Source organism: Microcoleus sp. N9_A1, from assembly GCF_036701795.1.
GTDB lineage: Bacteria > Cyanobacteriota > Cyanobacteriia > Cyanobacteriales > Microcoleaceae > Microcoleus.
Map to the genome: position 1 here is coordinate 82,699 of NZ_JAUBRI010000015.1, position 12,108 is coordinate 94,806.

At 43.6% G+C, this 12,108-nt stretch carries 11 protein-coding genes; 7 read left to right on the top strand and 4 right to left on the bottom strand.

Annotation, left to right across the window (positions count from 1 at the left end; genetic code table 11):
- Positions 1-183 precede the first annotated feature (183 nt).
- The 3 genes from QUA58_RS09770 to QUA58_RS09780 all read left to right on the top strand — a co-directional run bounded on the left by QUA58_RS09770 (position 184) and on the right by QUA58_RS09780 (position 5,350).
- A complete protein-coding gene (locus tag QUA58_RS09770; protein WP_333393846.1) occupies positions 184-2,706 on the top strand; it encodes an ATP-binding protein in 2,523 nt (840 codons plus the stop codon).
- Positions 2,707-2,850: 144 nt separating this feature from the next.
- Positions 2,851-4,314: a CIA30 family protein gene (locus QUA58_RS09775; protein WP_333393848.1), complete on the top strand. Its 1,464-nt coding sequence runs from the start codon at positions 2,851-2,853 to the stop codon at positions 4,312-4,314.
- Between the two features lie 157 nt (positions 4,315-4,471).
- Entirely contained in the window at positions 4,472-5,350 is an 879-nt protein-coding gene (locus tag QUA58_RS09780) for a sugar ABC transporter permease (protein WP_333393850.1), read from the top strand.
- A 158-nt stretch (positions 5,351-5,508) separates the two neighbouring features.
- On the opposite strand, the gene QUA58_RS09785 is transcribed toward QUA58_RS09780, so the two are convergent.
- Positions 5,509-6,210, bottom strand: a complete 702-nt coding sequence (locus tag QUA58_RS09785) for a DUF4079 domain-containing protein (protein WP_333250800.1) — start codon at positions 6,208-6,210, stop codon at positions 5,509-5,511.
- 344 nt (positions 6,211-6,554) lie between these two features.
- Positions 6,555-7,301, bottom strand: a complete 747-nt coding sequence (locus tag QUA58_RS09790; RefSeq protein ID WP_333250802.1) for a YHS domain-containing (seleno)protein — start codon at positions 7,299-7,301, stop codon at positions 6,555-6,557.
- Positions 7,302-7,586: 285 nt separating this feature from the next.
- Between QUA58_RS09790 and QUA58_RS09795 the strand changes: the two genes are divergently transcribed.
- The 3 genes from QUA58_RS09795 to QUA58_RS09805 all read left to right on the top strand — a co-directional run bounded on the left by QUA58_RS09795 (position 7,587) and on the right by QUA58_RS09805 (position 10,533).
- Positions 7,587-8,198, top strand: coding sequence for a cupin (locus QUA58_RS09795; RefSeq protein WP_333250804.1), 612 nt, complete (start codon positions 7,587-7,589; stop codon positions 8,196-8,198).
- Between the two features lie 203 nt (positions 8,199-8,401).
- A complete protein-coding gene (locus QUA58_RS09800; protein ID WP_333393851.1) occupies positions 8,402-9,856 on the top strand; it encodes an ATP-binding protein in 1,455 nt (484 codons plus the stop codon).
- Positions 9,853-10,533, top strand: a complete 681-nt coding sequence (locus QUA58_RS09805) for a response regulator transcription factor (RefSeq protein ID WP_333250808.1) — start codon at positions 9,853-9,855, stop codon at positions 10,531-10,533. The genes QUA58_RS09800 and QUA58_RS09805 overlap by 4 nt, the downstream gene beginning before the upstream one ends.
- Positions 10,534-10,626: 93 nt before the next feature.
- On the opposite strand, the gene QUA58_RS09810 is transcribed toward QUA58_RS09805, so the two are convergent.
- Positions 10,627-11,049: a DUF6335 family protein gene (locus tag QUA58_RS09810; RefSeq protein ID WP_333393852.1), complete on the bottom strand. Its 423-nt coding sequence runs from the start codon at positions 11,047-11,049 to the stop codon at positions 10,627-10,629.
- 238 nt (positions 11,050-11,287) lie between these two features.
- On the bottom strand, positions 11,288-11,494 hold the full coding sequence (locus QUA58_RS09815; RefSeq protein ID WP_190740439.1) for a hypothetical protein: 207 nt from the start codon (positions 11,492-11,494) through the stop codon (positions 11,288-11,290).
- 165 nt (positions 11,495-11,659) lie between these two features.
- On the opposite strand from QUA58_RS09815, the gene QUA58_RS09820 reads away from it, so the two are divergent.
- The gene (locus tag QUA58_RS09820; protein WP_333393853.1) at positions 11,660-12,073 is read left to right on the top strand and encodes a peptide chain release factor 1; all 414 of its coding nucleotides are present in this window, start codon (positions 11,660-11,662) and stop codon (positions 12,071-12,073) included.
- Positions 12,074-12,108: the final 35 nt, after the last annotated feature.

Below are 12,108 nucleotides of genomic sequence, written 5' to 3' on the forward strand. Positions count from 1 at the left end.
GGCTGGTTTTCGACTAAATCATTTTTGATTCGCTGAGTATCGGATGATTGATTCTCCGTGTCCGTCAAGGGATCGAGTCCTTATGCGATCGAACAATATGAGATTATTATGGAAAAGCCAATTTGCTCTCAAATCTCAAATCAATAGAACCCTCTCGAAATTTTACAGCGGAAGACAAAGAAAATGGATCAACAAATCACAATTCCCGCACTCGAAGAAGTTGACTTGACAAACTGCGACAGAGAACCCATTCATATATCGGGACACATTCAGCCACACGGGGTGCTACTTGTTGTACGAGAACCTGAACTAGAAATAGTGCAAGCCAGCGAAAATACGCAAGATTTGTTAGGAATTGATGCAGAAAGTGCGATTGGTCGAAATTTGAGCTTATTATTCAATCGAGTTCAACTAAAAAAACTCAAACTTTGTTTGCTTAATGAAAACTTAAAAACCGTTAATCCCATTAAACTCTCTGTCACAAACAAAGGTAAATATTTAGAATTTGACTGCATCCTCCACCGAGTAGAAGAAGTATTGATCGTCGAGTTGGAATTAGCCACCAGCCCAGAAAATCTTTCTGTTTTTAGTTTTTATCATTCAGTGAGAGCCACTGTTAGCAAAATTCAAAGCGCCCAAAATCTCAAAGAATTATCTCAAATAACTGTAGAAGAAGTCAGAAAAATATCGGGTTTTGATCGAGTTATGCTCTATCAATTTGACCACGAAGGCAACGGCGCTGTGATCGCTGAAGCTAAAGCAGAAAATATCAGTCCTTTCTTGGGATTAAACTACCCCAGCTCAGATATTCCCAAACAAGCCAGACAACTGTATACGTTAAATTGGCTGAGGTTGATCCCAGATATTAATTATCAACCCGTCTCCCTTGTTTCAGGAAACAATGCTGTTTCCATCCAGCCCCTAGACCTCAGTTTCAGCGTGTTGAGAAGCGTTTCTCCCATTCACATAGAATACCTGCAAAATATGGGCGTTGCAGCTTCGATGTCGATCTCGTTAGTCAAAGACAAAAAACTGTGGGGATTGATTGCTTGCCACAACTATACACCAAAACACCTCAACTATGAATTGCGCGCAGCTTGCGAATTTATCGGGCAAGTAATGTCCTTAGAACTGCAATCAAAAGAAGGAAACGAAGACTACGACTACAAACTACACTTGAAATCCATTCAAACCAAAATTTTTGAAGACATATCCACCTCCGAAAACTTGTCACAAGTGTTAGGTCAATGTCAGCATAATTTGCTAGAAGCAGTCAACGCCCAGGGAGCCGCAATAGTATTTGGAGACAATTGCTATCAAGTAGGGCAAACACCTCAAGGAGAATCCCTCAAATACTTAACTCAGTGGGTGCAAAAGCATTTAAATAAAGAAATTTTTTATACAGACTCCCTCACCAAATACTATCCCGAAGCTGAGGGATTTAAAGACACTGCCAGCGGGTGTTTAGCCATAGCAATATCGCCCACTCAGAAAATATACGTTTTGTGGTTTCGCCCGGAAGTAATTAAGACCGTAAATTGGGCGGGCAACCCCAACAAAACAGTTCAAATAGATGAAGATGGCAGCCATCGACTGTCTCCTCGGAAATCCTTCGAGCTGTGGCAAGAAAATGTCAGGTACAAATCGTTGCCTTGGAAACAATGCGAAATAGACGCTGCATTGGAACTGAAAAAAGCAATGATTAATATAGTGCTGCGCCAAGTGGACAAACTCGAAAAATTAAATACAGCACTAGAAGCATCAGTCGCCAGAGAACGCGAAAAAACTGCTAATTTAAAAACAGCAATGTCAGAGCTTAAGCGGGCGCAAACTCAATTGGTACAAAGCGAAAGAATGTCAAGTTTGGGACAGTTGGTGGCGGCGGTAGCTTATGAAGTTACTAACCCGATTAACTTCATCTACGGCAATCTTAGCTATGCTAATGAATACAGTCAAAAAATGATCAATTTATTGCAGCTTTACGAGCAGCACTATCCGTCGCCTTCGCCGGAAATTCAAGCACAAATAGAAATAGCAGAATTAGAGTTTATAGCTGAAGACTTGCCGAAGTTGCTGGGTTCAATGAAAGTAGGAGCTAACCGCATCCGCGAGATAGTTCAGTCGCTGCGAAATTTCTCTAGAATTGACGAAGCAGAGATTAAACCAGTTGACATTCACGACGGATTGGACAGCGCTTTATTGATTTTGAGCAACCGACTCAAACCGAAGCCCGATCGCCCAGCAATTCATCTCATCAAAGAATATGGATCTCTGCCTTTGGTTGAGTGTTACGCAGTTCAAATAAACCAAGTATTTATGAATGTACTGGCCAATGCAATTGATGCTCTCGAAGAGGCCTTTGTCAACAATAATTTATCGTCGCACGGCGGGGACAAAGAAGAGGCAGTTAAGTACGGACAAATTCGGATTGTGACTGAACTTTGTCCCGGAGAAAAAGCCGTAGCAGTTCGGATCAAAGACAACGGTTGGGGCATGGAAGAAAAAGTTCGCCAGAAAATTTTTGAGCCTTTTTTTACCACAAAACAGGTAGGCAAAGGTGCGGGGATAGGTTTGGCGATTACCCACGAAATTGCGGTGGAACAACACGGCGGCAAATTGACTTGCATTTCAGCCCCCGGAGAGGGAACGGAGTTGATTATTGAGATTCCCTTGAACCAAACTCATCCCAAACCCATTGTGAAGTGAAAAAAAAGTCCGCCTAAAAGCGAAGCTATCCCGTTCGCGCGTGCCTTCGGGAAGGCTAGGAAATAGCCCAAATTCAAAAATCGAAAATTCGATTAAAATACAAAAGCAGCTAAGTAGATTTGAGCCAATTCAGAGGAAGTTAGTATGACTGAAAAAAAAACCGCCCAATGGGATGCCGGCAGGTTTCTCAAAACCTTGGCTTATTTCGGCGTCATTCCCTTCATTGGCAGCATTAGCTGGCTGCAACAACTCTTTGGAAGCAGCAGCAAAACTAAAAAAGACCAACCCAAACTGATACTGGTAGCCGGTGCCACCGGCGGCGTCGGGAAACGAGTTGTGAAGCGGCTGCAACAGCGGGGATATAGGGTACGCTGCCTCGTCAGAGATACCAAAAGAGCAACAGAAATTCTCGGCAAAAATGTCGAATTAGTCGAAGGAGATATTACTCTGCCAGAGACGCTAACACCTTTAGTAACCGAGGGTGTGGAAGCAGTTATCTGCTGTACCGGCACTAAAGTTCAACCGATAGAAGGAGACACCCCAACGCGGGAAAAATACTATCAAGGCATCAAATTTTATATGCCGGAAGTTGTGGATGTTCCCGAAATAGTCGAATACAAAGGCCTGAATAATTTAGTGCAAGCTGTTCGCCGCCAGCTAATTCAAGCAGGCGAAAAAATAATTTTCGACTTCACAAAACCCAGCCAAGATTTAAAAGAAACTTGGGGTGCCCTGGACGACATTGTGATGGGTGGCACCAGCGAAAGTTCGATCGTACTTACAGACAATACAGCGATATTCACAGGCAATGTTTCTACTGCCAACTCGGGCGGCTTTGCTTCGGTGCGTACCCGCAACTTCGATCCTCCGATCGATCTCGCAGGATTTAGCGGCCTCCTGCTGCGGGTCAAAGGGGACGGTAAGCGCTACAAATTAATTGTGCGTAGCGAGGCTAAATGGGATGGAATTGGTTATTGCTATTCGTTCGATACTGTTTACAATACCTGGATTACGATCGCAGTTCCCTTCGATAAGTTGATTCCTGTCTTTCGCGCGAAAACTGTCAAATATGACTCTAAATTCGATCCCAGCACTATTTATTCTTTTCAGTTAATGTTGAGCAAGTTTGAATATGATGGCGCGCTCAACCCGAAATTTACACCTGGTATTTTTCAACTGGAGTTAGAATCTATTAAAGCTGATGGGGGAAAGACTTTGCCGCGATTTGTGATGGTGAGTTCGGCAGGAGTTACCCGCCCTGGCCGCCCGGGAATTAACTTGGAAGAAGAACCGCCTGCTGTCAGGATGAATGATATGTTGGGGGGGATTTTGACTTGGAAGCTGAAAGGGGAGGATTGCGTGCGATCGAGCGGCATACCTTATACTGTTGTCAGACCTTGCGCTTTGACTGAAGAACCGGGAGGGAAAGCTTTAATATTTGAGCAAGGAGACAATATTAGGGGCAAGGTCAGTCGGGAAGATATTGCAGAATTGTGTGTGGAGGCTTTGGAACAACCGCAAGCTTGCAATGTTACTTTTGAGGTAAAAGAGGGGGAAAATGCTAGTTCTCCCGGAGAGTGGCAGGCTTTATTCTCGGGAGTTAAATAAGTGTTATCCCCTTATTACTGGGCGGTTGAAACCGCGTCTACACAAACCAAGTCTGCCTCCGCAGACTAAGTAAGAGATAACTGGTTCCCAGGCTCTGCCTGGGAACGAGTAATAACCAATAACTAATAACTAATAACCAATAACTAATAATTAATTTATGTCTGTGACTTTTTCCCGACGAAACCTGACTCCTTATTTGTTTTTGCTACCTGCTTTATTTATTTTGAGTTTGACTGTTTTGTGGCCGGCGGTGCAAGCTTTTTATTTGAGTTTTACCAACTACGAATATGATTTAACTCAAATGCCGCAGTGGGTGGGTTTAAAGAATTTTGAGAGGTTGTGGGGCGATCGCACATTCTGGCAAACTTTGACGAATACACTGCTGTATCTCACCTGCGTTGTGCCTGTATTGGTTGTTCTACCGTTGGGAATGGCGATTTTGTGCAACCAAAAACTTAAGGGGATGAACTGGTTTCGAGCCGCATACTACACGCCCGCGGTAATTTCAATGGTTGTCGCCGGGATTGCTTGGAAGTGGCTGTTTGCTGAGACTGGACTGCTGAATCAGTTGGGGGAATTGTTGGGTTTACCTCCTGTTTCTTGGCTGGCTAATCCGAAGTTAGCAATCTTTAGCGTCATGGCAGTTACTATCTGGAAAGGATTGGGTTATTACATGGTGATTTATTTGGCAGGGCTGCAAGCTATTCCGGCAGAACTTTATGAGGCGGCTGCTATTGATGGTTCTGATGGTTTGGGAAAGCACTGGGATATTACTGTGCCACTGATGAAGCCTTATTTAGTTTTGGTAGCGGTAATTTCGGCGATTTCTGCTACTAAGGTTTTTGAAGAAGTTTATATTATGACTCAGGGCGGGCCTCGCAATAGTTCTAAGACTGTTGTTTATTATCTTTACGAACGGGCTTTTAAGGATTTGGAAATTGGCTATGCTTGTACGATCGGGTTGGTTTTGTTTTTGCTAATTTTGGGTTTGTCGATTTTGCAAGTTAGCCTTCAGGGTTTGACTCGCAATGATTAAGATTTATGACTGATGAGAACTCACGCACTCCGGGCCTCATAAACTCGGTTTCTCGTTCTCATCCCTGTGATTACCACGACTTTGTTACATTCAGAAACCGGGTTTATTGGTCTAATTTATACTAATTTTCGACTGGAATATCGAAGTAATGCGATCGCTCACGGCTTTGGACAGGTCTTATTGGCGAAGTCACAGCTATAAATATAGGGTTTTTGCCAGCTCAGAGGAATTTCCAACAAATCCCTGGTTCCGGTCATTCCCTGTCCCAGAAACAGCATGACAGCGATCGAGTTCAAGATGACATGGACAGTGCGCCAGCGATTCGATCGATCTTTGTAGATGTCTTGAATAATGGCAAGGGAGAAAACCATCAGTAGCGCAGCGGTGATCCCAATGTAGTAGTGAGACCAATACCATTCATTAGTCCGCCGATAAACGCCATCTTGAGTGCCAAGAATCACCAAACCAGCACCCGTCAAGGTCGCAAATATGCCGCGCCATAACGCCGGTGTCGATCGATAGAGCATCACCAAAGAGGCAATAGTCGCCACAAACATCAGCACAATGAAAATAACCTGAAACGAGTTTTTGCTCCAAACCTGTTCGCTCAAGATATGCTCAAAAATCGCGTAGCCTAAACCCAACAAAGTCACTCCTACCACAGAACCCGACAGAATTCGACCTGCTTTGACGTGTTCTTGACCGACTACAGGTGGAATTTTGCTCTTATCCCCGGATGCAATTTGCTTGCGACGCTGCATGGTTTGCCACGCCATATTGAGAACAACACCAAGCATAGGAAAAACAATCGCAACAGCTAAAATAGGATGCAGCAAAGCCAGAAAATCTTTAAATTCCATAAATCACCTTTTTGTTGAGGAGGGTTGGCTTCATCAACCTGGTTTTTGCCATACATCATATCATATCCGGCCATCTAACCCACAGTAAGTTGATAGTCAGGACTAATAATAATTGTTCATCGGCATAGAGAAAACTGAAGTCCTGACTACCAACACGCTTTATTAAGGGTAACTCACCGAATATGTTGATCGCTCAGAAAATATAGCAGTTGTCAATTGTGTGAGGTACAGCTTTTTAAATTACGCAATAACGCAATTACAATTACCTTGTTCTCAGGGAAATGAAAACTGCTGGCGGTAATGTCAGTGGCGGTTAGCGACTAATTTCCTGCATCAATTTGAGGTTAGCGGAACAGTTCTTTATTATTCAGAATAGCAGGCCAATTTTTGTTTCCTGAAGCAATGTGACCAGGGATATCCCCCATCCACTGTGCTTGTACTTTCTTGTCGTAGTTGAGATAAAGCTTCCCATTAACGATTTTCCAGGCGTCAGGCTGGCTCACAACAAGATGCGCTTCACTGGTTCCCTGGGCGCAATATCCACCGTATTGAGGAGCATACTTTTCAGGATTTTTAGCAAACATATCACGGTTTGCTGCACTAGCAAACATCCAAGTTGTTCCACCCCAATTATGTTTAAATTGGCTAACTCCCATAACTAATTTGCTTTGGGTGAAATAGGCTACGACATCCTGACCATCAAGAGCCATACCATTTTCGGTGTAAAACTGAGGATGAACGGTTGTTGTGCTACTTTTACCGGCGCAAGGATTGGCTTTACCAGCACAAGGATTGGCTTTACCAGCACAAGGATTGGCTTTACCAGCGCAAGGATTGGCTTTACCAGCACAAGGATTGGCTTTACCAGCACAAGGATTGGCTTTACCAGCACAAGGATTGGCTTTACCAGCACAAGGATTGGATTCTGCAATCTTGAATGAAACGGTTGTAGAGTTTGAGTTTGTGGCCGCCTTGAAGTTGGCGTAGCTAACATTAGCTGTTGCCAAACCTAGAATGGTGGCAATGGCGATGGTGGTAATGTATTTTACTTTCATGTGTCTAATTTCCAGATAAATTGTTAATAGTTCCATGCCAGATATTTGCTTGAGACTTCTTGCTCTCTGGCAATTTTTCTGGCTTTTTGTTGTCCTCAAGACTTGAGGTTGTTTACATTAACACTCAAAAACATGAGTGCTAGATGAGGAAGAGATGGATGGGAGATAAAACTATGAATGCTTTATATGTCCGTTTCTTCAGCAAAAATTCATCTGGGAATTAGGAAGGCATCATCTACTTGCCAGGAATGTCTTATAGAGTGGAGATTAACCCTGACTATCTTTTAGTAGTGCAGTAATTTAACCGCGAGTTGAGAAATTATGACAGGAAAAGACTGGTTGGTGACTGATGATGGACAGTGCCATGTTTGTGAGACTACAAGTCAAATTGAAGATTTTACCCATCCCTACCGACTTTACCGCTTTCTAACTGACTTGGAAGATGTATTAGAGCGAATTAGTGATGATTATTTACGACTCCAGGCAATTTGTCCCCTTGTCCGCAGATTGTTAGATAGTTCTTCCTGGCTTCAAATTGCTCTCCTTGAGCCTGACTCTGAGACAGGCTGGGCAGTACAAACGCTTTATGATGAACCATTTTTTCCTCTGACGGTGCAGTTGGTTGCTTGGGCTCCGGGTGCAGTTTCTCCGATTCATAATCATGCCAGTTGGGGATTGGTGGCGCTACTTGGTGGACAGGAAAAAAATACTTTTTGGCAGCGATCGCCAACTCGCAAGTTTCCCGATAAAATCACAACAGTGGGCGATATTTTGCTTGCACCTGGTGACGTTTTGTGCTTGATGCCTGATGCGATTCATCATGTGGAAGCCCTCGGAGATGAACCAACAATTAGTTTTAATCTTTATGGTGAAGCAGATTATGCTCGACGATTTGAGTTTAACCAGATTAAAGGCACTGCGGAAAACTTTTAAGCGAGCATTCTGATGGATCTTTTTATCTACATTTCTGGACTCACTCATACCAAATAAACCACCTTTGGAGGACGGGCAAGATGCCCATCCCACCTTTGGAGGACGGGCAAGATGCCCATCCCACAATTGCTGCTTTTGATTGCTCTAGTTGGAATTTGTCTAATTTTCATACTTAATTACTATCACTAATACTTACAAAAAAAATGAAGCAATTTCCCCAATTTAGAGCTGTCGTCAACCATCTCACTGGTAAGCGAATTTCCACTTCTTCGCTTCAGTTTCGATTGACCCTAGAATTGCTAGTGCTGTCGATTTTAGGACTTAGCAGTGTGGCATTTTGGGCTGGCTGGCAAAGGTCGCAAAATCTAGTTGGTGCCCACAAACAAACGCTGGAATATATTGGAATGCGTTTTCCCGAACAGGTTGAACTTTATAGTGAAATGGGTTCACTAGAAATTGGCTTGACTCGAAGTGTTCATAAAGCTTCTACAGGAGGAATTATGGTGTGGGTGAAGCGAAAGGATGGGATGCTTTTGGTGAATTCACCTGATATGGATATGCAATCTTCTAAAATTACGAAGATGATCTCGTTGACGGAAGTACCTGCTGAGCCGACTTTTGTTCAGGTGGACGATCGCTACTTGGTGATATGTAGTACAACTCTGAGGATCAAAAATGAGTTGCTGGGTACGGTATATTTCTCTCAAGATATCACTGATGAGCAACGTCAATTAAATGATGGGATTCGCAGTCTAATTGTTGTCAGTATTTTAGTAATCTTAGTGTTAATGTTGGCGATCGCCAGTCGCATTCGTCATGCTCTCCATCCTTTGGAACAGATGAGTCAGGTAGCTAGCACTTTGTCTGCTGATAATTTGCAGGCGGCAAAACTCCAACTGCATCAGGCTCCTGATGAGATTTTAGGACTAGCGCAAACCTTTAATGAGATGTTGTTTCGATTGTCGGGTTCTTGGGAGCAACAACGCCAATTTGTCGGTAATGTTTCCCACGAATTACGCACTCCGCTGACGGTTGTTGTTGGTTATTTACAAAGTTTGCTGCGCCGCAGCACTAATTTAAGTGATTATCAGCAGCAAGCACTGGAAACAGCGGTTGGGGAAACTGAACGCACGATTCGGATGTTAGAAGATTTGCTGGATTTGGCACGGGCTGATAGTGGCAACTTGCACTTTCGTTTGAATCCGGTGATCCTGAATACTCTGGTGGCTGAGGTAGCAGAGATGAGTCAAAAAGTTAGCAATCGAAAAATTATTTTGGTGTCAAATGATGAGGATGTTGTAGCCTGTGCCGATCAGGATCGTTTACAACAGGTGTTAATTAACTTAGTTGATAATGCAATCAAGTATTCTGCTCCCGAACAACCAGTTGAGTTAGTCTTAGAAAAGAAGGAACAACAGGTGATGATTCATGTGGGCGATCGCGGAATTGGTATTTCTCTCCCCCATCAAAACCGGATTTTTGAGCGGTTTTACCGGGTGGATGAGTCTATGACTCGCTCTAGGGACGGTACAGGGTTGGGATTGGCGATCGCCAAAAGCCTGATCGAAGGCATGGAAGGACGTATTACGCTCCGATCTAAACCGGGAGAAGGTAGTATTTTTACTATCACCTTACCTGTCTGGAATCCGCAGCTATGAGCGATCGCATTCTCCTTGTTGAAGATGACCCTAAACTGGCAAAGTTCATCGAATCTGAACTTAGTCTTGAAGGATATCATGTCACCGTCGCCCCCAATGGATTGGATGGATTAACCCTCGCCCGCACGGCTGAACCGGATTTATTGATTTTAGATTGGATGCTTCCGGGTATCTCTGGATTAGATATCTGTTTGAGGTTGCGATCGACTGGCGTGCAAGTACCAATAATTATGTTAACAGCAAAGGATGAAGTACCCGATCGCGTAACTGGATTAAATGCTGGAGCCGATGATTATGTGACTAAGCCTTTCAGTATGGAAGAACTTCTAGCGAGGGTGAAAGCACGTCTGCGCCGAACTCAACCAAATGACCCGGCTCAGCTACAATTTGAAGACCTAATCTTGAACGGTTTAACCCGTGAAGTTTATCGAGGCAGTCAACTAATTGAACTCACTGCCAAAGAGTTTGATTTGTTAGAATTTATGCTGCGAAATCCCCGTCAAGTCATTACCCGCGATCGAATTCTAGAAAAAGTCTGGGGTTACGATTTTATGGGCGAGTCAAATATTATTGAAGTGTATATTCGTGCGTTACGGATTAAATTAGAAGCAACTAACTCCAAACGCCTGCTGCATACTGTTCGGGGAGTTGGATATGTGTTGCGAGAGCAAAAGTGATGAGAGGCGGGTTTACAAATACTTGGGATATTAACTATGGATAATGGTCAACCCGCTCCTATTATACTACCTATTTTTTTGTACCAAATAGACCTATAAATCCGGTCGTTCCTGATAATCTTCCGCAGAACTCGGGTCTAATTCCCACCGACTTTCATCTCGATGTTCAAGCATATCTGTTGTGTGCAAAATAGCTCCGTCCGCCATTTCTATGCCCGCAGCAGCTCCAAGTTCGTCAACCATATCCAGGTCAGGAGTAGGCGCAGTTCCGCCCACCGATTGCTCGCCAGTGGCACTTTCTTGTTCCGCCGCAGCATCGCCATCTCCACCGCTGACTTGGGAACTGCTGGAACCGTATTCCGAACTGCTATCGTTCAAGGTTGTGATTTCATATTGGTTCAATCCCGGTTCAGCGATGACGCCGGTGCCGTAAGATTCGGTAATTTCTTGAGGCAAATCGCCCAAATTATCCCGTTCTGTTGTTGTTTTTGCGTTGGGTTTCTTTTGCTGTGCCACGATACTTGCTCCTGTTTGTTTTTGAACTAAATTAAATTAAAAATGTCCGAATTTGGCTTTAAATGAATTGTTTTTAGTAATTGGAAATGGCTATAAGTAACTGTAATTATAATTGCTATTTAAGCTTTTAGCTTCTATCCCAGGAAATATATTGATTCGGCTCAGCTATTTCATAGGGAATACAAAAAGCGATCGCCCGTTTGAACATGGCGATCGCTTTTTAATTCGGAGGCTAATGCTATTCGGGAAAATCAGGGATTATCCATTTGGGGGGTTCCGTCCGTTTCCTTCTCACCGCTTCCTCTGCTATTTCTAGCATTTTATCCAGAGAAGTATTTTCAATAAAGTTGGACGTTGCTTCTGCGTATTCCCGCTTCGGGCACTTGTCGCCCAGAACGCAGCCATTGACGCAAGCTACAGCACAATCGACAGTGTTCTCCACCATAACTTTTTTCCTTTCACGGTTCCAACAACTAGCAGGCAGATGCTCTGGGTTAATTTGTCAAGAGACTGCCCTCTATGTTTATTTTACTTTACAAACTGACCTCAAAGGTCGATCGCCAGCGCAAAACTGTTATAAAATCAAAGCAACCTACTTAATCTGCCGATCGTGAACAATTTTCTGCGGCGCTTAAAACTTTTACCTTGGCGAGAAATGCTGCAAATTTCCGCCCTAGTCAACTGCATCGTGGTTGGATTGGAGTTATTTTTAGTGTGGGGCTTGATTCAGTCGGAAGTATTCCGGAAGGTCTTTACGCTTCTCGGAGGTCCCTCGCTGGGAATATTGATACCTTTTGCTGCTGCTGTGGGAATGGGAGCTTTAGCAGTCTACTTTTTAGAGTATTGGCAACAACAATTTTTGCTCAACCGAATTAGTTTGTGGGTTTTAGTTTTGTGCGTGCTCTTGGGTTTGGTCTTAAAGTCATTCCTACCCATACCTCCTTTATTAGCAAGTTTATCGGAAGCTGCACTAATCGGAGTTACGGTGGGAGTTTTTTGGAAGGGCCGGCCTTATTGGCGATAGTCATGCCATTTTAGATTTTAGATTTTAGATTTTAG

Coding starts and splice junctions, on each gene's coding strand:
- QUA58_RS09770 (WP_333393846.1), top strand. CDS start 184: ATGGATCAACAAATCACAATTCCCGCACTCGAAGAAGTTGACTTGACA.
- QUA58_RS09775 (WP_333393848.1), top strand. CDS start 2,851: ATGACTGAAAAAAAAACCGCCCAATGGGATGCCGGCAGGTTTCTCAAA.
- QUA58_RS09780 (WP_333393850.1), top strand. CDS start 4,472: ATGTCTGTGACTTTTTCCCGACGAAACCTGACTCCTTATTTGTTTTTG.
- QUA58_RS09785 (WP_333250800.1), bottom strand. CDS start 6,210: ATGGAATTTAAAGATTTTCTGGCTTTGCTGCATCCTATTTTAGCTGTT.
- QUA58_RS09790 (WP_333250802.1), bottom strand. CDS start 7,301: ATGGAACTATTAACAATTTATCTGGAAATTAGACACATGAAAGTAAAA.
- QUA58_RS09795 (WP_333250804.1), top strand. CDS start 7,587: ATGACAGGAAAAGACTGGTTGGTGACTGATGATGGACAGTGCCATGTT.
- QUA58_RS09800 (WP_333393851.1), top strand. CDS start 8,402: ATGAAGCAATTTCCCCAATTTAGAGCTGTCGTCAACCATCTCACTGGT.
- QUA58_RS09805 (WP_333250808.1), top strand. CDS start 9,853: ATGAGCGATCGCATTCTCCTTGTTGAAGATGACCCTAAACTGGCAAAG.
- QUA58_RS09815 (WP_190740439.1), bottom strand. CDS start 11,494: ATGGTGGAGAACACTGTCGATTGTGCTGTAGCTTGCGTCAATGGCTGC.